A 23,478-nucleotide genomic window follows, 5' to 3' on the forward strand; every position below is an offset into this window, starting at 1 on the left:
GGCCGGGCCAGTTCAACAACTGGCCCGGCCTTTGCGTTTCAGCGTGCTACCAGATGCTGACGCGTTCCCCTGGTTCCATCCACATGCCATCTGTCTCAGTCACAGCGAACGCTTCATGGAAGGCGCCGAGGTTGCGGGCTATGGCGTTGGTGCGGAACTCGTTGGGGGAGTGGGGGTCAGTAGCCAGTCTCCGGATCGCTTCTTCGGTGCGTATCACCTGGCGCCATCCGGCAGCCCACGACATGAAGAACCGTTGGAAGCCCGTGAAGCCGTCAAGGACCTCCGGCTCGGCTCCGTTCAGGCTCAGGAGGTAGGCCTTGTAGGCAATTGTGAGGCCTCCGAGGTCGCCGATGTTCTCGCCCAGGGTCAGTTTGCCGTTGACCTTGTGGTCCGGCGCCGCGTAGGGGGACAAAGCGTCGTACTGGGCAACCAACTTAGCCGTCAAGGTTTCAAAAGCTGTACGGTCGTCCTCCGTCCACCAATTGCGAAGCGCTCCACTGCCGTCGAACTGGGAACCTTGGTCGTCGAAACCGTGGCCGATTTCGTGGCCGATCACCGCGCCGATGCCGCCGTAGTTCACAGCGTCATCCGCGTCCGCGTTAAAGAAGGGAGGCTGAAGGATAGCTGCCGGGAAGACGATTTCGTTTAGCAACGGATGATAATAGGCGTTTACCGTCTGCGGCGTCATGAGCCACTTTGTAAGGTCTACCGGCTTACCGATTTCGTCCAAGTGCCGGTCCACATCCGCGTCATGGGCACGTTCCACGTTGCCGAGGAGATCCGTCGGGTCGATTTCAACGGCCGAGTAATCGATCCATTTCTCGGGGAAACCAATCTTTGGACGGAATGCGTCCAGCTTCTTCAGTGCCTCTTTTTTGGTCTCCTCGCCCATCCACCCTAGTGAAGAAATACTCTCCCGATAAGCTTCGATCAGGTTTGAAACCAGCGTCTCCATCCTTGCTTTGTGTCCGGCAGGAAAGTGCCGATCGACGTAGATCTGGCCGACTGCTTCGCCAAGGGCCGCTTCGACGACGGCCACCCCGCGCTTCCACCGCTCTTTGTTCTGAGGCGTACCGCTGAGCATGGTGCCGTAGAAGTCGAAGTTCGTGGAGACGAATCCGGAAGACAGATAGGGCGCGGCCGAGCTGAGAACCCGGAGTGTCAGCCATTCTTTCCACGTTTCCAAGGGCTCGGATTCCAGCAAGCCGGCGGCGCCTGCAAAGAAGTCCGGGGTGCTGACCACGATTTCGCTCCGCTTGGCTGGTTCCACCCGTGCGGCCTGGAACCAGGCGTTGAGCAAGGGGAACAGTGCGACGGCTTCATCGGCTGTCATGAGGTTGTAGGTTTTTTGGGGATCCCGCAGGGTGACGTTGTCCCAGTGGTGCGATGCCAAGGCGGTTTCAAGTGCAACGATGCGCTGTGAAGCTGCCTGCGCATCGGCGATATCCGCGAGGTTGAACATCTTGGCAATGTAATCACCGTAAGCCGCCACAATGGCCGCGAACTTCTCCTCGCGGTAGTAGGACTCGTCGGGCAAACCCAGGCCGCCCTGTCCGATGTACACGAGGATGCGTTCAGGGTTGCCGGCGTCCGGAGCAGGGTAGATGGAGAAGAGGCCGGAGACGTCTGACCGGAACAACCGTCCCATCAGGGACGCCAGTTCCTGGGGAGAACTCACCGCCTGAACCTCGTCGAGGCGGCCTCGAACCGGGGCGAGCCCTTTGGCCTCTGCTGCTTCTTCATCCATGAAGCTGGCGTAAAGTCCGCCAACTTTTTGTTCGACGCCGGTTGCTGACTCTCCTTTGGCGGCTGCTTCTTCGATAATCGCCTTGACGGCCAACTCGGCGCCATCCCGCAAAGCCGTGAAAGTACCTTCCAGCGGCCTGTCATCGGGGATCGTAGTGCTGTTGAGCCACGCGCCGTTGACATGCTGATAAAGGTCGTCCTGGGGCCGGACGCTGTGATCGATGTTGGAAAGAGAGATCCCCGACTGTGGCACTGTGGCTCCTTGTGTGGACACTGCAGTCGGCGTTTCCACCGTCGCTGCGTCTGCATAGTGGACGTTGCATGAGGTGTTGCACTGTCATCATACGCATCGTGTTAGTGTGAATTTGTGCGTACGGCGATGCTTCTTCTTAGCTGCCGCGGCGAGGCCTGAAAGCTATCTGAAGCTGGGCCATCCTCGCCGCGGAGTTCCGTTGTGTCCGGCTAAGCTTTCACTTAGTTCTTAGAGAAAAGGCCACACGTCATGCGTAATGCACAAAAGCCCTCCGGTATGCCGATTCACCGCTACCTGCCGTTCCAGGACCAGATCACCGTCGAAGTTCCTGACCGCACTTGGCCGGATAAAGTCATCACCAAGGCTCCGCGCTGGTGCGCAGTTGACCTGCGCGATGGCAACCAAGCGCTGATCGACCCTATGAGCCCGGCACGCAAGCTGAAGATGTTCCAGCTGCTCGTCAGGATGGGCTACAAGGAGATCGAGGTTGGGTTCCCCTCAGCGTCGCAGACCGACTTCGACTTTGTTCGCCAACTCATCGAGGGTGGCCATATTCCGGACGACGTCAGCATCCAGGTCCTGACGCAGGCGCGTGAGCATCTGATTGAACGGACCTACGAGTCTCTGGTCGGCGCCAAGCAGGCCATTGTGCACCTGTATAACTCCACGTCTGTATTGCAGCGCCGCGTCGTATTCAACCAGGACGAAGACGGCATTCTGGATATTGCGCTGCAGGGTGCGCGCTTGTGCAAGAAGTATGAAGAGACTCTGACTGACACGCACATTACCTATGAATACTCGCCCGAATCGTTCACCGGAACCGAGCTCGAGTATGCCGCCCGCGTATGCAACGCCATTGCAGACGTCTTTGAAGCGTCGGCCGACAAACAGGTCATCATCAACCTGCCGGCCACCGTGGAAATGGCAACTCCCAACGTTTATGCCGACTCTATTGAGTGGATGCACAGGAACCTGCACCCTCGCGAGGGAATCATCATCTCCCTGCACCCGCACAACGACCGCGGTACGGGCGTAGCTGCTGCTGAGCTCGGTTACCTGGCCGGCGCCGACCGCATCGAAGGCTGCTTGTTCGGCAACGGCGAACGTACCGGCAACGTCGATCTGGTGACGCTGGGCTTGAACATGTTCGTTCAGGGTGTAGACCCCATGATCGATTTCTCTGATATTGATGAAATCCGCCGCACTGTGGAGTACTGCAACCAATTGCCGGTCCCGGAGCGTTCGCCCTACGGTGGCGACCTCGTCTTTACCGCCTTTTCCGGTTCACACCAAGACGCCATCAAGAAGGGCTTCGAGGCGCTGGAGAAGGACGCTGCTGCTGCCGGGAAGTCGGTTGACGACTTCACCTGGCAGGTTCCGTACCTGCCCATCGATCCCAAGGATCTCGGCCGCAGCTACGAGGCCGTCATCCGGGTCAACTCGCAGTCCGGCAAGGGCGGCGTGGCCTACCTGCTGAAGAACGAGCACAATCTGGATCTGCCCCGCCGGGCCCAGATTGAGTTCTCCGGGGTCATCCAGCGTCGTACCGATGCCGTGGGTGGCGAGGTCAGTGGTGCCCAGCTGTGGCAGATCTTCCAGGATGAGTACTTGCCCTCGGACGAAGAGCAGGCCCAGTGGGGTCGTTATGGGCTGGGCAGCGTGAGCACCGAGACTGACGAATCGGGGGCAATGACCATGAACGCAAACCTGCGGATCGATGGTGTCGAGGTCCGTCGGACCGGCCACGGCAATGGTCCCATTGCAGCCCTGCTGGACATACTCCACCACGACGGCGTTGACGTGCGGGTGCTCGATTACAGCGAGCACGCCCTGTCCGAAGGCGGTAGTGCCAGTGCCGCGGCATACGTTGAATGTGCCGTCGGAGAGCGCGTTCTGTGGGGAGTGGGAATCGACCCCAGCACCACGACGTCCTCTCTCAAGGCCCTGATTTCGGCAGTAAACCGGGCCGTCCGGGACGCCCAAGCCTAAGCCCGTGCCGTGTGGTGACGGGAAATACCGTCACCACACGGTCCGGCGATCACTGCCGGGCCCAGGCATGGTGCGAAGATTAGTTGTGGCCAATCCGTCGTTTGCAGCACGGTCCTATCGGGACGATGCCGTGGTGCTCCGTACCCATAAGCTGGGCGAGGCGGACCGAATCATCACTTTGCTGACCAAGCACCATGGCCAGGTTCGTGCCGTTGCCAAGGGTGTTCGCAGGACCAGCAGCCGCTTCGGGGCGCGTCTGGAGCCCTTCATGGTGGCGGACCTGCAACTGGTCTCCGGCCGGACCCTGGACATTGTGACCCAGGCCGTGGCGAAGGGCGTGTACGGAAGCAGTATCGCCGCCGACTACGGGCGGTTCACTGTGGCTGCAGCCATGACGGAGACTGCTGAGAAGCTCACGGATGCCGACACCGAATCAGGGACTGCCCAATACAATCTGCTGGTGGGTGCGTTGGCTGCCCTGAGCCGTTCGGACCATCCGCCTGAACTCATTCTTGATTCTTATCTTTTACGGGCATTGGCCACCGGTGGCTGGGCGCCGAGCTTTACCGATTGTGCACGTTGTGGCCGTCCCGGTCCTCATACAGCGTTTGCCGCGCCCGCGGGCGGCATGGTGTGCAGCGACTGCAGGCCACCGGGCTCTCCGGCTCCAGCACCGGAGACAGTGGTGTTGCTCGGTGCCTTGCTGACGGGTACCTGGAGCGTCGCCGATGCTTCGGATCCGCGGCACAGGCGGGAGGCTGCCGGCTTGGTGGCTAGTTACCTCCAGTGGCATCTTGAACGGGCCCTGAAATCTCTCAAACACGTGGAGCGAAGCTGACAGTGGTACTTGGAAAGAAGAGTAAATCAACAGCGGCAAGGACCACCCCCGTGGTTGCCCCCTACGGCCACCCTTCCGGGGCGGTGCCGCCGAATATTCCAAGTGAGCTCATCCCGCAGCACGTGGCGATAGTCATGGACGGAAACGGGCGTTGGGCTAATCAGCGTGGGCTCCCGCGGATAGAGGGGCATAAGGCCGGTGAGCCTGCGCTCTTGGACGTCATGGCCGGAGCGATCGAACTCGGAATCAAGTACGTCAGCGTGTATGCGTTCTCCACTGAGAACTGGCGCCGGTCACCTGAAGAAGTTCGATTCCTCATGGGATTTAACAAGGATGTACTACGCCGCCAGCGCAACCAGTTGGACGAATGGGGTGTCCGTATCCGCTGGGCTGGTCGCCGGCCCCGCCTGTGGGGATCGGTCATCAAAGAGCTGGAAGAGGCAGAGGACTACACCCGAGCGAATGACACCTGCACGTTGACCATGTGTGTTAATTACGGTGGCCGCGCGGAGATTGCGGACGCCGTTTCCGCTATAGCGCACGACGTCGCCGCTGGCCGCTTGAAGCCGGGATCGGTATCGGAGAAGACCATTCAAAAGTATCTGGATGAACCAGACCTTCCTGATGTGGATCTCTTTCTCCGCAGCTCGGGAGAGCAAAGGCTGTCCAATTTCCTGCTGTGGCAATCAGCCTACGCGGAGTTCGTCTTCATGGACACGTTGTGGCCGGACGTGGACCGGCGGACACTTTGGGACGCCGTCGAGATTTATGCGAAACGTGACCGGCGCTACGGAGGGGCCGTGGACGCGGCGCCCGCTGCCAAATAGCACATACCTGTTAACTCAGTGCGGATAGGCCGCCAGCCACACGGCGACGTCCCGGTCTGTTGAGCTTGCGTGCGTTTACGTCGGGCTGCCACAGTGATATTGACTCCTGTGTGGTGGTCATGTGTCCCCTCCCCGCGGATGCTCCGGCTCGTTGTTGTCCATAAATCCGTTGACCCACCGGGCAAGGCGAGCATATGCGTCCTTCCTTACGGCGGGAGCCGAAAGGAAGACGTCGTGAAGGGCTCCGTCGATGCGTTCCAAGGTCACTGTCCTGCCCAAGGCCATGGCCCGCAAGGCGATGACGCTGACGTCCAGTACGGCATCCGAACGGCGCATCGATTCCTGCCACACCATGCCATTGGCGCTGGTGGTGGACGTCAGCACAAGGACCGGCATCTCCAGCTTCAAACCGCGGGCCACCTGCGAATGACCTGCGAACACAGCGCTCAGCCATCCTGCCCGGACGGGGAAAGCGAGCGGAGGTCTATAGTTCTCGTCCAGGGCCCATTCCCCCTCGGCGCTACTGCTGATGCTCCGGAAGTAGAAGCCCCGCTCCGGCAATCTAAGGACAGTCTCGGGCCGGATCTTTGCGATGGGGGACACCATGGCTTGTGCTGCGCGCCGCACCAGCGAACTGCCGTGCATCTCCAGCCATGGACTGTCGAGAACCAGGTATTGGATCTCGTCCGGATGGCGGCTTGCCCACAACGCTGCCACCAATCCTCCGGTTGAATGGCCCATCAGTGTCAGGCTCCCCTCTGAGGAGGCGCGATCGTGATGAATGATTTCGATGGCTTTTTCAATTTCGGCATCGTAGTCGGTCAGGTTCGCAACGTAGCCCCCGGGCATGTCGGCCTGAAGGCTCCGGCCGTGGTTGTGCATGTCCAGAGCGTAAAAATCGTAGCCTTGGTCCGCCCAGAATCCGGCCAGCTCGGTGTTGAAGAAGTAGTCGCTCCAACCGTGCAGGAAAAGTACGGCACCGTAGCGCTTCTGCGGTGACTGGCCGTCGTCGTTAGCCTGGCCCTTGGTCTGGACTCTGTGCCGGATCAAGGTTGCGTGCCTGATCACGCCATCCGGCCCTGTGGCGTCAAGGCCACAGGATTGGAAGTCGGTTCCCAGGATGTCAGCCGTCCACTCCATGGCTTTAGCTTAGACACCTGGGGCGGCGTCCCCACGCGCCGCCAAGGGACGTGTGGCGACCTTTTGCTTCCATGATCCGGGTCACGATTTTCCAGAGGGATGCCTACATGCCAGCGGCAGGGTTGGTCACGGGTTTGGTGAGTTGTCTGTAAGCGGGAAAACTAGGACCATGCGTGTTTACCCCACATTCTTTAAGTTGGCCTTCTCCTGGATGGATGCCGAGAAGGCCCACAAGATCGGCTTCCTAGGAATCCGGGCGGCCCACCGTTCCGGCGCCGGCCGGATCCTGGCCAGGATCACAGCTCCTGATGCGTCCCTTCGCACGGAGGCGCTGGGGCTCACCTTTCCGTCCCCGTTCGGCCTGGCGGCAGGCTTCGACAAGGAGGGCCACGGCATCGAAGCCTTGTCCGAGCTTGGTTTCGGACATGTGGAGGTGGGAACCATCACTGGCCAGGCACAGCCAGGCAATGAAAAGCCCCGCCTGTTCCGCTTGATTGAGGACAAGGCGGTCATCAACCGCATGGGATTCAACAACGACGGCGCCGCCGCAGTCGCGCCGAGGCTCAAGTCAGCACGGGCTGCTTTGCAGCGGCAGCACCCCGACGTCCGGCCGATTATTGGGGTGAATATCGGCAAGACCAAGGTGGTTGAGCTCGACGACGCTACCGAGGATTACCTGGTGAGTGCCCGTAGCCTGGCACCGGCAGCCGATTACATGGTGGTCAACGTTAGCTCTCCCAACACCCCAGGGCTTCGCTTGCTGCAGAACGTGGAGACGCTGCGTCCGCTGCTGCGGGCTGTCGGCGATGCTGCCGACGAGGCCGCCGGCAGGCATGTTCCCCTGCTGGTCAAGATCGCGCCCGACCTGTCCGATGACGACATCGACGACGTTGCACGGCTTGCGCTGGACCTGAAACTTGATGGAATTATTGCCACCAACACCACGATTTCCCGCGATGGACTCATCTCGGACGCCGTAAAAGTGGAATCAATGGGTGCGGGCGGGTTGTCCGGAGCACCCCTCAAGCAGCGGTCCCTGGAAGTGCTGCGCAGGCTCAAGAACGCGGTGGGGGATCAGCTCGTGCTCATTGCGGTGGGTGGCGTGGAGACCCCGCGGGATGTTCAGGACCGCTTGGATTCCGGGGCCACTCTGGTGCAGGGCTACACAGCGTTCCTCTACGAAGGCCCGTTCTGGGCTTCGCGCATCAACAAGGGCCTCGTGAAGATCCGCAAGAGGTCAGTCCGCTAAGAACGGAATCAACGAAGAAGACCCTGGACCATATGGTCCAGGGTCTTCTTCGTTTCTAAAGGTTTGGTTTGCTCAGGCCGGGTATTCCCCGCGCTTTACCTGAGGTTTGGGAAGGCGGAGCTTCCGGAACTGGAGAGCGCGCATGCAGCCGTACCAGATGGAGCCACGTTCCACTTCGCCGAACTTCTCCGTCAGACGCTTGCGAAGCTTGCGCGACAGGATGAAGACGTCCACAAAGACCGCGAGGAACATGATCCAGAAGCCAATAAGGACGTAGCTGATGCCGGCGCTGGTGGGCGGAATGATCAGGGAGATCACTACGAACAGCAATGCGCCGAACATAAGGTACTCGCCCAGGCTGAAGCGTGCGTCGACGTAATCACGCGTGTACCGCTTCTGGGGGCCTTTGTCGCGAAGGGGCAGGAACCTCTCGTCGCCCGTATCCAGAGCCTGCCGCATTTTCTGCCGCTGGTCCTGAATGGCTACCCTTTCCGCTGCCTTGGAGGCCTTACGGTCGTTGGGAACCAATGGGCGCTTGCGGGCCGCTTCCTGGTCCTTCCGCTTGGGCGTAGGGGCGCCCTTCCCTGCACCGGGCTCCGGTGCAGTGGCGTAGGCCTGATCAACTACTGATTGAGCGCTGGGCTCTTCCTTTTTGCGTCCGAACACCCATACAGAATACCCCTCAAGGAGGTGGCGCACGTTACGTGTCCGGCTGCTGGAGGCCTTTGCCCCTGTGAGGCCCCCTGGCTCCCGGCTGCGCCTGCTGAGGAACGAGAATCACCGACGGTAAAGTGTGGCCCATGACTTCAGCACATGCGGAGATCCCGCAGAACAAGCAACGGCACTCCGGCTCCACCCCGGTCGAGGCACTGACCGCGGCGGTCAACGACTCTTTCGAAACCACTCTCGCGTCCTTGGAAGACCTGGTCAGTATTCCGGGCATTGCATGGCCAAGCTTCGATCCCAAGGAACTGGATCGAAGCGCCGACGCCGTTGCCTCCTTGGTTAAGGAAGCCGGCATGGAGGACGTCCGAATCCTTCGCTGCAACAAGGCCGACGGTACGCCCGGTGGTCCTGCCGTCGTCGCGCGTCGACCTGCCGCCGAAGGCAAGCCGACCATCTTGCTCTATGCCCACCATGACGTCCAGCCCCCGGGGGACCGGAGCCTCTGGAACTCGGAACCGTTTGTGGCCGAAGAGCGTGACGGCCGGTTGTACGGCCGTGGTTCCGCCGACGACAAAGCAGGGATCATGGCGCACCTTGCCGCATACACCGCTGTCACCAAGGCCTTAGGGGAAGATTTCGGGCTGGGCGTGACGTTCTTCTTCGAAGGTGAGGAAGAAGCGGGGTCGCCCACTTTCCGGACATTCCTTGAGGAGCACCAGGAACTTCTCCGGGCAGATGTGATTGTTGTTGCCGACTCCAGTAACTGGAAGGTCGGGGTTCCCGCCCTGACCACCAGCCTTCGCGGCCTGGTGGACGGCACTTTTGAAGTCCGCGTCCTGGACCATGCCGTCCATTCGGGCATGTTCGGCGGGCCGGTGCTCGATGCCCCGACTCTCTTGTCACGGCTTATTGCGACACTTCACGACGATGATGGGAACGTGGCGGTGGCCGGCCTTGTGGGCCGGGATGAAGTAGCTGTGGACCTCACCGAAGCGGACTACCGCGCCGATGCATCAGTGCTCGACGGCGTGAGGCTGGCCGGAAGCGGAACCATCGCTTCGCGTCTGTGGACCAAACCGGCCCTGTCCATCATCGGTATGGATGTGCCGGCAGTTGATGTTGCCTCCAACACCCTCATCCCGGCGGCTCGTGCAAAGTTCAGCATGCGGTTGGCGCCAGGCCAGGACCCCGACGCCGCAATGGATGCCCTGAAGCAACACGTCGAATCCAATGCGCCGTTTGGTGCCAGGATAACGTTCACGCCGGGGGAGAGGGGCAATGCCTTCTCCACCGATACGTCCTCCGTTGCAGCGCGGGTGGCACTGTGGGCGCTGGGGGAGTCGTGGGGCGTCACACCAGTAGAAATGGGAATCGGTGGTTCCATTCCCTTCATAGCCGATCTCTTGGAGATGGATCCGGACGTCCAGATCCTGGTGACAGGGGTAGAGGACCCGGATTCCCGCGCGCACAGTGCCAACGAATCGTTGCACATAGGAGATTTCCGGCACGCGGTATTGGCAGAGGCGCTAATGCTGGCCCGGCTCAACGCTGAAGGCCTGGCGGACTGATTTCGCAGCGCGCCGGGAACAACCAAATGCTGTGTGTGGTTACGTCAGGAGTTATAGCTAAGCGTCTGCGCGACGTAGCATTAGCTATAACCCGTACGTAATTGGGTAAGGGCAGGCAGCGTTCCGGCGCAGCCGCCAGGAGCTTCATAAGAAGGTAGGCCAATGAGCACTGCAACCAACGAAAACAGCACCGGAGCACAGGTCGTCGCCAACGACGAACTGCCCACGCACGAGGTCAATCTGACCGATGTCGCCGCAGGCAAGGTCCGCAGCCTCCTCGAACAGGAAGGGCGCACCGATCTTCGGCTGCGCGTTGCAGTCCAGCCCGGCGGATGCTCCGGCCTGATTTACCAGCTCTACTTTGATGAGCGCATGCTCGACGGAGACGCTGTTCGCGACTACGACGGAGTTGAGGTCGTCGTGGACAAGATGAGTGTTCCGTACCTCAGTGGTGCCAGCATCGACTTCGAGGACACCATTTCGAAGCAAGGCTTCACCATCGACAACCCAAACGCCGGCGGGTCTTGCGCCTGCGGCGATTCGTTCCACTGATGTGAGCCATCGCCGCATGTCGGCGCCCCTTCGCGCGGGTTTGAAACCGTTCGGAGCCACGGCGCTGACATGTGCGCGAAAACCGCGTGATAGCGGTAAGCTCTACATCGGGTAGTAAAACTTTTAGTGTGCCCGGTGGGCCTTCGGCCTGCCGGGAGACAGCAACAAGAGGAAGGGCCGTCTGTGAGTTCGCAGAACCGAACCGGCAGCCGACGCATAAAGATCACATCGATCACTGGCTCGGCACTAGCCGGCGCGTTGGTTTTGACCGGATGTTCACCAGAGGTAGAGAAGGGTTGGCTGCCTACAGAGCGCGGCACGACCAACCACACTGACCGGATCATGGACCTCTGGGTCAACTCATGGATCGCCGCCTTGGCAGTCGGTATCATCACGTGGGGCCTGCTGGTCTGGTGCATCATTGCTTACCGTCGCCGTAAGGGCACCACAGGATTCCCCAAGCAGCTCAGCTACAACCTGCCGCTCGAGGTCTTCTACTTGACCATCCCGCTGTTCATGGTGTTGGTGTTCTTCTACTTCACCGACCAGGACCAGCGCGCGATCGATGACCGTTCGCAGCCTGCCGACGTCGTTGTTGACGTCCGTGGCAAGCAGTGGGCATGGGACTTCAACTACAAAAAGGGTGAAGTCATCAACGAAGACCTCCATGAGGCCGGCGTTCAGGCTCACCTGACCGGCAACGAGGTCAATAAGGAACTCCTCCCCACCCTCTACTTGCCCGTTGGCAAGTCAGTGGACCTGGAGCTGAACTCCCGCGATGTCATCCACTCTTTCTGGGTACCCGCCTTCCTTCAGAAGCGCGACATGATTCCCGGGAAGACGAACTACATCAGGTTCACCCCCACCAAGGAGGGCACTTTCGATGGCAAGTGCGCTGAACTCTGCGGTGAATACCACTCCGAAATGCTCTTCCGCGTCAAGGTTGTCTCCGAGTCTGAATTCCAGGCCCACATGGACAAGCTGCGTCAGGATGGCAACACGGGCCTGCTCGGTGCGGAATACGACCGCAATCCGAACCTGAACGAAAAGTAAGGGGAGCGACGTGGCTACTTACACTCAATCCGCCGGGACCCTTGAGGCTCCCGTAGTTCCTAAATCCAAGGGACGCATCGTCGTCAACTGGATCACCTCCACTGACCACAAGACCATCGGGTACATGTACCTGATTGCGTCCTTCGTGTTCTTCTGCCTCGGTGGCGTCATGGCGCTGTTGATCCGTGCAGAGCTGTTCGAGCCCGGTATGCAGATCCTGCAGACCAAAGAGCAGTACAACCAGATGTTCACGATGCACGGCACCGTGATGCTCCTCATGTTCGCGACTCCGCTGTTCGCTGGCTTCGCCAACGTCATCATGCCCCTGCAAATTGGCGCACCCGACGTTGCATTCCCGCGTCTGAATGCGCTGGCCTTCTGGTTCTTCCTCTTCGGTTCCACCATCGCCGTGTCCGGCTTCATCACCCCGCAGGGTGCAGCTTCCTTCGGTTGGTTTGCGTATGCGCCGTTGTCGAACACTACGTTTAGCCCGGGCGTTGGTGGTGACCTCTGGGTCTTCGGCCTTGCGCTCTCCGGTTTCGGTACCATTCTTGGCGCCGTCAACTTCATCACCACCATCATCTGCATGCGTGCGCCGGGCATGACCATGTGGCGCATGCCGATCTTCACCTGGAACACGCTGGTCACGGCAATCCTTGTTCTGATGGCGTTCCCGCCGCTGGCAGCTGCTCTGTTCGCACTCGGTGCCGACCGCCGCTTTGGTGCCCACATCTTTGACCCCGAAAACGGCGGTGCCGTCCTCTGGCAGCACTTGTTCTGGTTCTTCGGCCACCCCGAGGTGTACATCATCGCGCTGCCGTTCTTCGGCATCGTTTCCGAGATCTTCCCCGTCTTCAGCCGCAAGCCGATCTTCGGCTACAAGGGTCTTGTCTACGCGACCATCGCCATCGCCGCCCTGTCCGTGACCGTGTGGGCACACCACATGTACGTGACCGGTTCAGTGCTGCTGCCGTTCTTCGCCTTCATGACCATGCTGATCGCAGTTCCCACCGGTGTGAAGTTCTTCAACTGGATCGGCACGCTGTGGCAGGGTTCCATCACCTTTGAAACGCCCATGCTCTGGAGCATCGGCTTCCTGGTGACGTTCCTCTTCGGTGGCCTCACCGGCATCATCCTGGCGTCCCCGCCGCTGGACTTCCACGTCTCGGACTCCTACTTCGTCGTCGCCCACTTCCACTACGTGGTGTTCGGCACAGTGGTGTTCGCCATGTTTGCAGGCTTCTACTTCTGGTGGCCCAAGTGGACCGGCAAGATGCTCAACGAGCGCCTGGGCAAGATCCATTTCTGGCTGCTGTTCCTCGGCTTCCACGGCACGTTCCTGATCCAGCACTGGCTGGGTGTTGAAGGTATGCCACGTCGCTACGCCGATTACATGCCGCAGGATAACTTCACGTGGATGAACCAGTTCTCCACCATTTCCTCCTTCGTCCTGGGTGCATCGCTCCTGCCGTTCTTCTGGAACGTCTACATCACCTGGCGCAGCAACAAAAAGGTGGAAGTTGATGATCCGTGGGGTTTCGGTGCTTCGCTGGAATGGGCAACGTCCTGCCCGCCGCCGCGCCACAACTTCACTTCCTTGCCCCGTATCCGCTCCGAGCGCCCGGCTCTGGACCTTCACCACCCGGAGTTGGCCCAGGTTCACACAGCCGAGGCCCCGTCGCCCGCAGCAGCAGTTCTGGGTAACGCCGACCAAAGGGACGTCAGCAAATGAAAATTGAATCGTGGCTCTTCGGAGCCGGAGTCTTCTTCTTCGTTCCCGTAGCCATCGCATATGGCTTCTTGACCGAATGGTCTGAGTGGGTTGGTGTTCTGGGCATCCTCCTCGTCGGCGGCCTCGCCGGGATGATCGGTGCCTACCTTGGCTTCACGGGCAAGCGGATCGGTATGCGACCCGAGGATCGTCCTGACGCGGAGATCCATGAGGGTGCTGGCGAGCAGGGACACTTCAGCCCTTGGAGCTGGTGGCCGCTGGTACTCGGCCTGGCCTGCGCAGGTGGATTCCTTGGCTTGGCCATTGGCTTCTGGGTGACCTACGTCGCCGGCGGCCTTGCCCTCATTGCCTTGGTTGGCTGGGTCTTTGAGTACAGCCGCGGCGATCACGCCCACTAAGTAATTAGCGACAAAAAGATGGGCCCCACCTTCCAGGTGGGGCCCAGCGTCGTTAAGTCCGAGTCCGTGGACCCTTAGCTAGTCCACGGCGTATTGGCCTGTCCGTAGCGTCCGTCAGGGCCGTGGTCTACCGTAGGTACCTCTCAGTGGGCCTGCGTACCCTCCAGAACGGCCGAAAGGGCGTGGAGGGCACTCTCGACACGCTGGTGCGTTTGGTCCGCGCTGAGTGCGTCTGGAGCTACCGCGAGGAATACCTCGCAACCGTGCTCAAAATCCTCAGTCATGACTTCAAGCAGTGAGCGGGCGTCAACAGGATGGCCGTCCTGCTTGCGGATGGTTACCGGCAGGCCTGTCTCAGTGACGGCACGAACAAACACCGCGGCCGCCCGTGCGTGTAAACCGATTTCGGCGGCAACGAAGGTCTTCTGCTCCGGCAACCCAGCTCCTTTGCTACGACGGATCTTCCGTCTGAAAAATGATTCATACCAGCGTAGCCGTCGGAGACGGCCCTGTTCCACATTCTTCTTCAGTGGTCTAGACCTCCAGCCCGGCTGATTTATCCTTGAACCATGACTCAATTGCTGGACGTCTGCCGTGGCTGAGGCAGCAAAGATTGCCGGCGAGATCGACCGCAGCAGTGGTACGCCCATCTACGTTCAACTCCGCGAAATTCTGCGGTCGTTCATTGCACAATCCTGCCCACCAGGATCAGCCCTTCCATCGGAGCGGGACCTGTCCGAACGGTTCGGTCTGGCACGTATGACAGTGCGCCAGGCTATTGATGCATTGGTCGGTGAAGAAGTGATCGAGCGCGTCGTCGGGCTGGGAACCTTCGTCAGAAAGCCCAAGCTGGATCTGCAAGTAAAGCTGACGTCGTACAGCGAGGAGATGCAGCGTCGTGGCATGGTCCCCGCTGCAAAGGTCCTGAGCTTTGAACAGATCGCAGCCAGCGCCTTCCTTGCCCGTGAGCTCCAGCTCGAGGAGGGCACACCCCTGGTGCGATTCAGGCGCTTGCTGTTGGCCGATAATGAACCAATGAGCGTGGATGAAAACTTTATCCCCGCACATCGGGTTCCTGGGCTACTCGATGAGGCACCCCCAACGTCGCTCTACAACGTGCTGAGCGAACGTTTCGGCTTAGTCATGGAGTGGGGCGAGGACATGATCGAAGCCACCGCGGCGTCGCCGTCAACGGCCAGACTCCTGAACGTCGATGTCGGGTCACCGTTGCTGAAGATCCAGCGACACGCTTTCGTTGCCCGCGCAATGGTGGACTACTCTGTCTCGTACTACCGGGCTGACCGCTACAAACTGTGGGTCCCCTTGCAACGCCCCGGCATCCGCCCGACCCGCAACTACTCGTCGGGGTACCGTACCCAGTAGTCACGGTGCTGTCAGGAAGCCTTGGACGTTTGCGGGAAATGGAATAGACATAGGAGAAGGGCCCGGTCCATGTGGACCGGGCCCTTCTCCTATGTTGAGTGCTAAGCGCTAGTGGCTCAGGCTCTTCTGGTCTTCACCAGCTGCAATGGCTTCGTGATGGCCATGAGCGTGTGCTGCTTCGAGTTCCGCGGGTGTTGCCGGGGCAACGCGGTCTTCGAAGAACCACTTGGAGAGTGCGGCGCGACGCTTTTCCTTGCGGGTGACGACGCCATGTTCGTTTGGTTCGGCCGGCAGGGGAGCAGGCGATTCGAATCCAACGAGCTTGTACCGCTTGTATTCGTCCAGTGGAGCGTGGACCTCAATGAACTCACCGTGGGGCAGTCGGACGATGCGGCCCGTCTCGCGACCGTGAAGTGCAATTTCGCGGTCCTTCCGCTGGAGCGCCAATGCAATCCGCTTGGTCACGATGAAAGCGATGACCGGGCCGATGAAGAACAGCGTCCGCAGCCAGTACGTCACATCGTTCAGCGACACGTGGAAGTGGGTTGCAATGAGGTCGGAACCTGCCGCTGCCCACATCACGCAGTACCAGGTGAAGCCTGCAACACCGATCGCGGTACGGGTGGGTGCATTGCGTGGGCGGTCAAGAACGTGGTGTTCGCGGTTGTCCTTGGTGACCCAACGTTCGATCCAGGGGTACATGAACAGCACAGTGAAGATGATTCCAGCCGGTACCAAGGCCGGAAGCAGGACGTTCAGCGTCAGCGTGTATCCGAAGACGACCCATTCGAAATGGAAGTCGTTGATGACACCCGGCATGAGGCGCAGGGCGCCGTCGACGAACCCGATGTACCAGTCAGGCTGGGTACCGGCCGAAACCGGGGAGGGGTCGTAGGGGCCATAGTTCCAGATCGGGTTGATCGTGAAGGCCGCTGCCATGAGCGCCAGAACGCCGAAGACGATGAAGAAGAATCCACCGGCCTTGGCTGCGTAGACCGGGCCCAGGGGGTAGCCAACGACGTTGCCGTCGTTCCGGCCGGGGCCGGGGTACTGGGTGTGCTTGTGTACAACCACCATGAAGAGGTGGATGACAATCATCAGGAGGATGAGGGCCGGGACCAGAAGGATGTGCAGGACATACAAGCGACCGATGATGGCCGTACCCGGGAACTCTCCACCGAAGAGGAAGAAGGAGGTGTACGTTCCGATGACCGGAATGGACTTGATCACACCGTCGATGATGCGCAGGCCGTTGCCGGACAGCAGGTCATCGGGGAGGGAGTAGCCGGTGAAGCCGGCAGCCATCGCCAGGATGAGCAGCACGCCGCCCACAACCCAGTTCATTTCACGGGGCTTGCGGAATGCACCCGTGAAGAAGACGCGCAGCATGTGCACACCAAGGGAAGCCACGAACAACAGTGCTGCCCAGTGGTGGACCTGGCGCATAAACAGGCCACCACGGACATCAAACGAGATGTTCAGCGATGAGCTGTAGGCAACGGACATTTCGACGTTGTACAGCGGCGTGTACGAACCCTGGTAGTGGGTTTCCGCCATGGACGGATCGAAGAAGAAGGTCAGGAAGGTACCCGACAGCAGCAGGATGACGAAGGAATACAACGCCACCTCACCGAACATGAACGACCAGTGGTCGGGGAAGACCTTCCGGCCGAACTCGCGCAGGATGCCGGAGCCGCCTACACGCTCGTCCACGAAGTTGGTGAAACTACCAACCTTGGTCTTCGGAACGAAGGGGGCTTCAGCTGTTGATGAGGCGCTCATGCTCGTCACGCTCCCAGTAACTCGGTCCTACAGGTTCTCTGAAGTCGCTGGTGGCGACGAGGTAGCCCTCTGCGTCAACTGCGATCGGCAGCTGGGGGAGCGGACGGCTTGCCGGTCCGAAGATGACCTTGCATTCCTGCGTGAGGTCAAATGTGGACTGGTGGCAGGGGCACAGGAGGTGGTGCGTCTGCTGCTCATAAAGGGCAACGGGGCAACCGACATGCGTGCAGATCTTGGAGTAAGCAACGATGCCGTTGTAGCTCCAGTTTTCGCGGCCCTCAGAGGGGTTCAACGAGTTCGGATCAAGGCGCATCAGGAGAACGACGGCTTTTGCCTTCTCGTTCAGTTTGCCTTCGTGGAGCTCGTTGAGGCCTTCCGGGATCACGTGGAAGGCCGAACCGATAGTGACGTCCGATGCCTTGATGGGGGTGCCATCGGGGTCACGGGTCAAGCGTTTGAGCTTGCCGCCTTCGGGAGCCCACATGGTGTGTGCCAAAGCGTCGTCCGGTCGCGGTCCCAAATCGCCGAAGATGGCGAGGGCTGGCAGAGGAGCAAGTGCAACGGCACCAAGAAGGGTGTTGCGGATCAGCGGGCGACGCTTGATGCCGGTCTCGTCGACGATATCGTCGACGATACGGACGGCTGCCTGGCGATCTTCCTCAGTACGGATAGCGTGGCGCTCTTCAGACACTTCGTGATCGGGCATCAGGGCCTTGGCCCAGTGCACGATTCCTGTACCGATACCCAGCATTGCGAACGCCGTACCGAGCCCCAGGAGGAGGTTCTGGGTGCGGATGGTCGCAATCGAGGTATTTTCGCCCAAGTCGATGGCAAAGTATGCCACCAGGAACACCAGTGTGCCGATTACAGAGGTGCCAAACAGAATGGCTACCTGACGCTCGGCGCGCTTTGCGGCTACCGGGTCCGTGTCAGCCAGGCGCAAACGATGCGGAGGCAGTCCAGGATCCTGGAACTTCTCCACCTCATTCTGACCAGCCGTAGCTACGGTGCCCGAGTGGTTCGGACTGCCGTCACTATGGTTGCCCATAATTCGCCTCATCCTTCTCTCGTTGTCTCGGCCGGGGCCGAGTTATTTTCAGTTTCAAACTGCTGACCGTGCAGCAGAAGTTTTGTCTAGTCCGGATTAGGACGTGCGGGACGTCAGCCAGATGGTGAAAGCGATGATGACACCCAAGCCGGCAACCCAAACAAAGAGACCTTCAGATACCGGGCCTAGCGCGCCCAGATCCGCGCCGCCGGGTGATCCGTTGGCTTCGATGGTCTTCAGGAAGGTGATGATGTCCCGCTTGTCTTCAGGGGTGACGTTGGAGTCGCTGAAGACGGGCATGTTCTGCGGACCAGTGGCCATGGCTTCGTAAATGTGTTCAGCGCTCACACCCGCCAACGCGGGGGCAAACTTACCGCGGGTCAGGGCGCCACCGGCAGCAGCAGCGTTGTGGCACATGGCGCAGTTGACGCGGAAGAGTTCGCCACCGTTGGCTGCGTCCCCCTTGCCGTCGAGGAGGCTTTCCTCGGGGATGGCAGGACCTGCACCGAGGGATGCAACATAAGCAGAGAGCTGCTTGGTCTGTTCCGCATTGAACTGGGCGGGCTTCTGCTGGGCTTGCGGGCCGCTCATCTGCATGGGCATACGTCCGGTGCCAACCTGGAAGTCAACTGCAGCAGCGCCCACGCCGACCAGCGAGGGGCCGTCCTGGGTTCCGCCGGCACCCATGCCGTGGCAGGTGGCGCAGTTGGCGGCAAAGAGCTTGCCGCCTTCCTCTACGTCACTGGCACTGAAGCTTGTGGTGTCGGCCTTGGCCTGGTTGACAGTTGTGGCAACGGCGTACAACCCACCAGTGAGGAGGAGGCCCATCAGCAACAGCGCAATGGCTGCCAGTGGGTGACGTCGCTTCTGCGAGAGTGCCTTCACGTGGTGGTTCCTTTATTCGATCCTGCGTCGGCTCCGAGAGCCGCTTCTTGAAATTCTGCCTCTTGTAGAAAAAGAGTCAAAGCCGGGCTTACTTGAGGACGTAGATGACCAGGAAGAGGCCGATCCACACAACATCAACGAAGTGCCAGTAGTACGAGGTGACGATCGCGGACGTCGCTTCAAAGTGTCCGAACTTCTTGGCTGCGAACGCGCGGCCAATGATGAACAGGAACGCGATCAGGCCGCCAATGACGTGCAGGCCGTGGAAGCCCGTGGTCATGTAGAAGGCGGAGCCGTAGGCGTTGGACGACAGGGATACATGCTCGGAGACGAGCATGGCGTATTCCATGGTCTGGCCGGCTACGAAGAAGGCACCCATGACGAACGTGAGGGAGAACCATTCGGTCATGCCCCAACGTGTGAACTGCAGGAGCCCACCGGTACGGCGCGGCTCCAGCCGCTCGGCGGCAAAGACGCCCATCTGGCAAGTAAAGGAACTTGCCACAAGGACGATGGTGTTGACGAGCGCAAACGGGAAGTTGAGCTTGGCCGTCTCCTCGGCCCACATCGTTCCGGATGTGGAGCGCAGGGTGAAGTACATGGCAAAGAGGCCGGCGAAGAACATCAACTCACTGGACAGCCAAACAACGGTTCCAACAGAAACCAGGTTGGGGCGGTTCAGCGTCGGGTGCGCCGGGGTACTGGGGGCATGGGTCGCAGATGTCACAAGGACATTATGTCTGTAAAAGTCCAGACTTCCCAATGCAAACCACCGATTCGGGAGACTTTTTCTACAAAGACGCGAATTCGCGCGGAAAAGTTCCCACCCTCGTTCACATTGGTCATCGGCGTGGCTGGCTCGATAGCATCAGGGAGTGACTTCTCCGGCATCGGCACCTGCAGCCAGCAATACCTGGCCAGGGCTCATCTCTGCACTGATCAACGGCGACGACCTTGCAGTGGGCAACACAGAGTGGGCCATGAATACCATCATGTCCGGAGAAGCTACTCCGGCTCAGATCGCCGGTTTCCTGGTTGCGCTCCGCGCCAAGGGCGAGACTGTCGAAGAGTTGGCTGGCCTGGTTGAGGCCATGGTCCAGCATGCCAATCCGATCGACATCTCCGGCGAGAAGCTGGACATCGTAGGAACCGGTGGGGACCGGTTGAACACCGTGAACATCTCTACCATGGCCGCGCTCGTGGCCGCTGGCGCCGGGGCCAAAGTGGTGAAGCACGGCAACAGGGCGGCTTCGTCCACTTCAGGTTCGGCCGACGTTCTGGAGGCCTTGGGTGTCCGCTTGGATCTTTCGATCGAGCAAGTGGCCCGGAACGCCGAAGAGGCGGGAATCACTTTTTGTTTTGCCCAGGTCTTCCACCCCTCGTTCCGGCATACAGCTGTTCCGCGCCGTGAACTGGCTGTACCCACGGCCTTCAATTTCCTGGGGCCAATGACTAACCCCGCGCACGTACAAGCCTCGGCGGTGGGCGTAGCCAATGCCCGTATGGCGCCGTTGGTGGCGGGAGTGCTGGCCCGCCGCGGCAGCCGGGGCCTGGTGTTCCGTGGTGACGATGGCCTGGACGAGTTGACCCCCACAGGACCGTCGACCGTTTGGGAAATCAGGAACGGTGCAGTCAGGGAGCAGGTGTTTTCGCCTGCAGATCTGGGAATCCGCCCTTCGACGGTTGCGGACCTTCGCGGAGGCGACGCCGCTGCCAATGCGGCAGTAGTCCGCGAGATCCTCGAGGGTAAGACGGGTCCGGTGCGTGATGCTGTACTGCTGAATGCCGCGGCGGGATTGGTGTCAATCGATCTCTACGCCGACGGGAGCCTCGAGGAGCGGATGAGCATCGCTTTCGCCCGGGCAGCAGAATCCGTTGACTCCGGCAAGGCTGCCGAAGTACTCGCAAAGTGGACGGCCCTCAGCCAAAGCTGAGGACCAGCGGTCCTGCTGTTACTCGAATCCAAGTGCGAAGGCTGCGTCCAGGTCGTGCTGTGAATAGGCGCGGAAGGCGATGTGGGTAGTGGTGTGGACCACTGAAGCTACCTTGGAAAGGCGATCGGCGATCACATCGGCGAGCTCGTCGTGCTTGGTCACCCTGGCAACCGCAATAAGGTCCCACTCGCCGGTCACGGAGTAAACCTCGCTGATGCCCTGGATGGCCGAGATTTGTTCGGCGGTCTCCGGTATGCGTGAGGCGTCGGTCTTGATCAGGACGAAAGCGGTGATCACGTGGGGCCTTTCCGGAAATGCATCGTTGCGGACGATTTCCAGCCTAGTGCATTCCCGCGGGCGGCGGCTTGATCACGCCCGGCGTTGCCGCTTGTGCGATGCCCGCAGAAGCAAGGCCGCGAGGGCCCGGTATCCGAGGAGGAATACGCCGAGGCTGATCAGGGCCACGAGGACGAAAGGCAGAACTACGGTTTGGCCAGTGACAGCCCTCAGCAGCATTCCCACCAGTACTGCACCGATCCAGATGCACACCCCGGATGGCCATACAGCCAAGGGTGCTCGCCACACACGCATGACCACCCAAGCAATGGCTGCTCCGGTCAGGAATGGCCATGCTGTGGCGAAAGCCCCCGAGATGATGTCTCCGCGGGCGTGTGCGTCGCGGCCAATGGCGGCGAAGGCAAGAATCAGCAAAAGGTCGGCAATGGCTGCGGGAATCCACAATCGTGATGGTGAAGACATACTCCCGACATTATCGGGGCCTTCCGTCCTGCGCGAAGCCGGCTCCCGTGCCGCAGCCCTTGTGTGTGGTCCGAAGGGCCGCCACTATGAGGGCAGGTGCCCACATGACAGCCCAGTTTTGGAGGATGCCGTGCGATTTGTCCAGGTTGCCCAGCATGCCGAAGATCTTCAAAGGGCAGCGGCCTTCTACGCTGCCCTGTTGGACGCTGAGCCGAGTGCCCTCTTTGATCCCCCTGGTCTCCTGTTCTTTGATGTTGGCGGGGTTCGCCTCCTGCTGGAGGAAGGTGCCCCGTCATCGCTCATCTACTTCGAGGTGGCAGACCTTCAAGGAACCGTGGCAGCACTGCGGCGCCGAGGAGTGCGGATCATCGCCGATCCGCACATGATTTATTCGCATGAGGACGGCACTTTGGGGCCGGCCGGTTCAGAAGAATGGATGGCCCTCATTGAGGACAGCGAGGCCAATACCGTGGGTTTGGTGAGCCGGATCCGCACAGCGGGGGACTGACCAGCAACTGCCCGCTCCAGCACCCCGGCGCGTGGCGCCACATCGGCGATCGGGTAGTTTCGCCGTCGGGCGTTGTGTGGGCGATCTCACGGTACTAGCCTCTGACGGGGGACAAGCAGTTCCCAGCGGTCCTGGAGGAGCGGCAGATGCAGAAGATTTCCACCTGTTTATGGTTCGACGGGCAAGCGGCCGAAGCCGCCGAGTTTTACACAGCGACATTCGATGATTCATCCATGGGGCAATCCACGCCCGGGCCCGATGGAAAGGCCTTGGCTGTTGAGTTCCAGATCGAGGGCAGGCAGTTCATGGGCCTCAATGGGGGACCGGCCTTCACGTTCAACGAGGCTATTTCCTTGGTAGTGAACTGCGACACCCAAGAGGAGGTGGACCGGTACTGGGACGCCCTCCTGGTCGGGGGACAGGAAAGCCAGTGCGGGTGGCTTAAGGACAGGTTTGGCTTGTCGTGGCAGATCGTTCCGACAGCCATGTCCGGACTGTTGGGCGGTCCCGATCGGGCAGGTTCGCAGCGTGCCATGGAGGCCATGTTGAAGATGCGGAAACTCGACATCAATGTTCTGCAAAGGGCGTACGACGGCGACTGAAACCGTGGGGGAAAGGCGCCTGGGGGCGCGTTAGCATTGCCGCACGGTTCGCGTGCACAACCATCACAACAATGAGGAGAACTGACCAATGACAACCCGCCTCAACCCGTACATCTCATTCCGGGACAACGCCCGGGATGCAATCACTTTCTACGAATCCGTCTTTGGCGGTGAACTGAACATCAGCACTTTCGGTGACTATCAAGCGAGCGAAGACCCGGCCGAAGCCGGCAAGGTCATGCACGCCATGCTGGAAACTCCAAGCGGACTGACGTTGATGGCTGCTGATACCCCAAACGGCATGGAATACAACCCCGGTGACAACATTTCCGTTTCCCTGAGCGGCGACTCAGCGGATGAAGCGGAGCTCCGCGGCTACTGGGACAAGCTGACCGACGGCGGTACGGTCACGGTGCCGCTCGAGATGGCCCCGTGGGGTGACATCTTCGGAATGTGCGTGGACAGGTTCGGGATCGGGTGGCTGGTCAACATCGCCGGAGAACAGCAGGTTCAGTAACACTGCTCATGGCCAGCCCGAAGTCCGGCGGCCCAAGGACTGCAACAGG

At 60.4% G+C, this 23,478-nt stretch carries 24 protein-coding genes; 14 read left to right on the plus strand and 10 right to left on the minus strand.

All coding sequences use genetic code 11. The features are described 5' to 3' along the window. Window positions 1-46 precede the first annotated feature (46 nt). Window positions 47-1,999 (minus strand): M13 family metallopeptidase, encoded by a 1,953-nt coding sequence (locus tag AC0J5Z_RS12995; RefSeq protein ID WP_475032739.1) that lies wholly within the window; start codon window positions 1,997-1,999, stop codon window positions 47-49. A gap of 249 nt (window positions 2,000-2,248) precedes the next feature. Between AC0J5Z_RS12995 and leuA the strand changes: the two genes are divergently transcribed. From leuA to AC0J5Z_RS13010, 3 genes are all read left to right on the plus strand, one after another. Beyond that, window positions 2,249-3,988 carry a 2-isopropylmalate synthase gene (gene leuA, locus AC0J5Z_RS13000; RefSeq protein WP_475032741.1) on the plus strand — a complete coding sequence of 580 codons (1,740 nt, stop codon included), beginning with the start codon at window positions 2,249-2,251 and terminating at the stop codon, window positions 3,986-3,988. An 85-nt stretch (window positions 3,989-4,073) separates the two neighbouring features. After that, window positions 4,074-4,826 carry a DNA repair protein RecO gene (gene recO, locus AC0J5Z_RS13005; protein ID WP_475032743.1) on the plus strand — a complete coding sequence of 251 codons (753 nt, stop codon included), beginning with the start codon at window positions 4,074-4,076 and terminating at the stop codon, window positions 4,824-4,826. A gap of 2 nt (window positions 4,827-4,828) precedes the next feature. Then, a complete protein-coding gene (locus AC0J5Z_RS13010) occupies window positions 4,829-5,653 on the plus strand; it encodes an isoprenyl transferase (RefSeq protein ID WP_475032745.1) in 825 nt (274 codons plus the stop codon). Between the two features lie 117 nt (window positions 5,654-5,770). Here AC0J5Z_RS13010 and AC0J5Z_RS13015 read toward each other — a convergent pair whose 3' ends face one another. Next, window positions 5,771-6,793, minus strand: a complete 1,023-nt coding sequence (locus tag AC0J5Z_RS13015) for an alpha/beta hydrolase (RefSeq protein WP_475032747.1) — start codon at window positions 6,791-6,793, stop codon at window positions 5,771-5,773. A gap of 169 nt (window positions 6,794-6,962) precedes the next feature. Here AC0J5Z_RS13015 and AC0J5Z_RS13020 point away from each other — a divergent pair, with 169 nt between their 5' ends. Then, entirely contained in the window at window positions 6,963-8,042 is a 1,080-nt protein-coding gene (locus AC0J5Z_RS13020) for a quinone-dependent dihydroorotate dehydrogenase (protein ID WP_475032749.1), read from the plus strand. A gap of 72 nt (window positions 8,043-8,114) precedes the next feature. Here AC0J5Z_RS13020 and AC0J5Z_RS13025 read toward each other — a convergent pair whose 3' ends face one another. Continuing rightward, window positions 8,115-8,708, minus strand: coding sequence for a DUF3043 domain-containing protein (locus tag AC0J5Z_RS13025; RefSeq protein WP_475032751.1), 594 nt, complete (start codon window positions 8,706-8,708; stop codon window positions 8,115-8,117). A 134-nt stretch (window positions 8,709-8,842) separates the two neighbouring features. On the opposite strand from AC0J5Z_RS13025, the gene AC0J5Z_RS13030 reads away from it, so the two are divergent. From AC0J5Z_RS13030 to AC0J5Z_RS13050, 5 genes are all read left to right on the plus strand, one after another. Further along, a complete protein-coding gene (locus AC0J5Z_RS13030) occupies window positions 8,843-10,276 on the plus strand; it encodes a M20/M25/M40 family metallo-hydrolase (RefSeq protein ID WP_475032754.1) in 1,434 nt (477 codons plus the stop codon). 162 nt (window positions 10,277-10,438) lie between these two features. Then, entirely contained in the window at window positions 10,439-10,828 is a 390-nt protein-coding gene (locus AC0J5Z_RS13035; protein ID WP_144648335.1) for a HesB/IscA family protein, read from the plus strand. 183 nt (window positions 10,829-11,011) lie between these two features. Further along, window positions 11,012-11,881, plus strand: a complete 870-nt coding sequence (gene ctaC / locus AC0J5Z_RS13040) for an aa3-type cytochrome oxidase subunit II (RefSeq protein WP_475032756.1) — start codon at window positions 11,012-11,014, stop codon at window positions 11,879-11,881. Between the two features lie 10 nt (window positions 11,882-11,891). Beyond that, window positions 11,892-13,613 carry an aa3-type cytochrome oxidase subunit I gene (ctaD, locus tag AC0J5Z_RS13045; protein ID WP_018777684.1) on the plus strand — a complete coding sequence of 574 codons (1,722 nt, stop codon included), beginning with the start codon at window positions 11,892-11,894 and terminating at the stop codon, window positions 13,611-13,613. Next, entirely contained in the window at window positions 13,610-14,011 is a 402-nt protein-coding gene (locus tag AC0J5Z_RS13050; RefSeq protein WP_475032758.1) for a cytochrome c oxidase subunit 4, read from the plus strand. The genes ctaD and AC0J5Z_RS13050 overlap by 4 nt, the downstream gene beginning before the upstream one ends. A 143-nt stretch (window positions 14,012-14,154) precedes the next feature. Here the strand turns inward: AC0J5Z_RS13050 and AC0J5Z_RS13055 are convergent, their stop codons facing one another. After that, window positions 14,155-14,448: an HPr family phosphocarrier protein gene (locus AC0J5Z_RS13055; protein ID WP_475032760.1), complete on the minus strand. Its 294-nt coding sequence runs from the start codon at window positions 14,446-14,448 to the stop codon at window positions 14,155-14,157. Between the two features lie 157 nt (window positions 14,449-14,605). Between AC0J5Z_RS13055 and AC0J5Z_RS13060 the strand changes: the two genes are divergently transcribed. Next, on the plus strand, window positions 14,606-15,394 hold the full coding sequence (locus AC0J5Z_RS13060; protein ID WP_475032762.1) for a GntR family transcriptional regulator: 789 nt from the start codon (window positions 14,606-14,608) through the stop codon (window positions 15,392-15,394). A gap of 108 nt (window positions 15,395-15,502) precedes the next feature. On the opposite strand, the gene qcrB is transcribed toward AC0J5Z_RS13060, so the two are convergent. The 4 genes from qcrB to ctaE form a co-directional block, all read right to left on the minus strand. After that, complete coding sequence (qcrB, locus tag AC0J5Z_RS13065; protein WP_475032764.1) at window positions 15,503-17,176, minus strand: cytochrome bc1 complex cytochrome b subunit; 1,674 nt, start codon at window positions 17,174-17,176, stop codon at window positions 15,503-15,505. Then, window positions 17,154-18,224 carry a cytochrome bc1 complex Rieske iron-sulfur subunit gene (qcrA, locus tag AC0J5Z_RS13070; RefSeq protein ID WP_475032766.1) on the minus strand — a complete coding sequence of 357 codons (1,071 nt, stop codon included), beginning with the start codon at window positions 18,222-18,224 and terminating at the stop codon, window positions 17,154-17,156. Before qcrA ends, qcrB begins: the two co-directional genes overlap by 23 nt. Before the next feature lie 96 nt (window positions 18,225-18,320). Continuing rightward, on the minus strand, window positions 18,321-19,109 hold the full coding sequence (gene qcrC / locus AC0J5Z_RS13075; protein ID WP_475032769.1) for a cytochrome bc1 complex diheme cytochrome c subunit: 789 nt from the start codon (window positions 19,107-19,109) through the stop codon (window positions 18,321-18,323). Window positions 19,110-19,197: 88 nt separating this feature from the next. Further along, on the minus strand, window positions 19,198-19,836 hold the full coding sequence (gene ctaE, locus AC0J5Z_RS13080) for an aa3-type cytochrome oxidase subunit III (RefSeq protein ID WP_081589141.1): 639 nt from the start codon (window positions 19,834-19,836) through the stop codon (window positions 19,198-19,200). Window positions 19,837-19,984: 148 nt separating this feature from the next. Between ctaE and trpD the strand changes: the two genes are divergently transcribed. After that, on the plus strand, window positions 19,985-21,043 hold the full coding sequence (gene trpD, locus AC0J5Z_RS13085) for an anthranilate phosphoribosyltransferase (protein ID WP_475032771.1): 1,059 nt from the start codon (window positions 19,985-19,987) through the stop codon (window positions 21,041-21,043). An 18-nt stretch (window positions 21,044-21,061) separates the two neighbouring features. Here trpD and AC0J5Z_RS13090 read toward each other — a convergent pair whose 3' ends face one another. Together AC0J5Z_RS13090 and AC0J5Z_RS13095 are read right to left on the minus strand one after the other, a co-directional pair. Further along, on the minus strand, window positions 21,062-21,340 hold the full coding sequence (locus AC0J5Z_RS13090) for an Lrp/AsnC family transcriptional regulator (protein WP_017197606.1): 279 nt from the start codon (window positions 21,338-21,340) through the stop codon (window positions 21,062-21,064). Between the two features lie 72 nt (window positions 21,341-21,412). Beyond that, entirely contained in the window at window positions 21,413-21,802 is a 390-nt protein-coding gene (locus tag AC0J5Z_RS13095) for a DUF3054 domain-containing protein (protein ID WP_475032773.1), read from the minus strand. A gap of 130 nt (window positions 21,803-21,932) precedes the next feature. Here AC0J5Z_RS13095 and AC0J5Z_RS13100 point away from each other — a divergent pair, with 130 nt between their 5' ends. From AC0J5Z_RS13100 to AC0J5Z_RS13110, 3 genes are all read left to right on the plus strand, one after another. Further along, entirely contained in the window at window positions 21,933-22,310 is a 378-nt protein-coding gene (locus tag AC0J5Z_RS13100) for a VOC family protein (protein WP_475032775.1), read from the plus strand. A 146-nt stretch (window positions 22,311-22,456) separates the two neighbouring features. Beyond that, a complete protein-coding gene (locus AC0J5Z_RS13105; protein ID WP_475032777.1) occupies window positions 22,457-22,912 on the plus strand; it encodes a VOC family protein in 456 nt (151 codons plus the stop codon). A gap of 88 nt (window positions 22,913-23,000) precedes the next feature. Continuing rightward, window positions 23,001-23,429, plus strand: coding sequence for a VOC family protein (locus AC0J5Z_RS13110; RefSeq protein ID WP_475032779.1), 429 nt, complete (start codon window positions 23,001-23,003; stop codon window positions 23,427-23,429). The last annotated feature ends 49 nt before the right edge of the window (window positions 23,430-23,478 follow it).

It is taken from the genome of Paenarthrobacter sp. TRD_SC_7 (genome assembly GCF_056156245.1).

What these genes read in the sequence shown, in the direction of transcription:
- leuA (WP_475032741.1), top strand. Translation starts at nt 2,249, where the DNA reads ATGCGTAATGCACAAAAGCCCTCCGGTATGCCGATTCACCGCTACCTG.
- AC0J5Z_RS13015 (WP_475032747.1), bottom strand. Translation starts at nt 6,793, where the DNA reads ATGGAGTGGACGGCTGACATCCTGGGAACCGACTTCCAATCCTGTGGC.
- AC0J5Z_RS13020 (WP_475032749.1), top strand. Translation starts at nt 6,963, where the DNA reads ATGCGTGTTTACCCCACATTCTTTAAGTTGGCCTTCTCCTGGATGGAT.
- AC0J5Z_RS13030 (WP_475032754.1), top strand. Translation starts at nt 8,843, where the DNA reads ATGACTTCAGCACATGCGGAGATCCCGCAGAACAAGCAACGGCACTCC.
- AC0J5Z_RS13035 (WP_144648335.1), top strand. Translation starts at nt 10,439, where the DNA reads ATGAGCACTGCAACCAACGAAAACAGCACCGGAGCACAGGTCGTCGCC.
- AC0J5Z_RS13050 (WP_475032758.1), top strand. Translation starts at nt 13,610, where the DNA reads ATGAAAATTGAATCGTGGCTCTTCGGAGCCGGAGTCTTCTTCTTCGTT.
- qcrB (WP_475032764.1), bottom strand. Translation starts at nt 17,176, where the DNA reads ATGAGCGCCTCATCAACAGCTGAAGCCCCCTTCGTTCCGAAGACCAAG.
- qcrA (WP_475032766.1), bottom strand. Translation starts at nt 18,224, where the DNA reads ATGGGCAACCATAGTGACGGCAGTCCGAACCACTCGGGCACCGTAGCT.
- AC0J5Z_RS13095 (WP_475032773.1), bottom strand. Translation starts at nt 21,802, where the DNA reads ATGTCTTCACCATCACGATTGTGGATTCCCGCAGCCATTGCCGACCTT.
- AC0J5Z_RS13105 (WP_475032777.1), top strand. Translation starts at nt 22,457, where the DNA reads ATGCAGAAGATTTCCACCTGTTTATGGTTCGACGGGCAAGCGGCCGAA.
- AC0J5Z_RS13110 (WP_475032779.1), top strand. Translation starts at nt 23,001, where the DNA reads ATGACAACCCGCCTCAACCCGTACATCTCATTCCGGGACAACGCCCGG.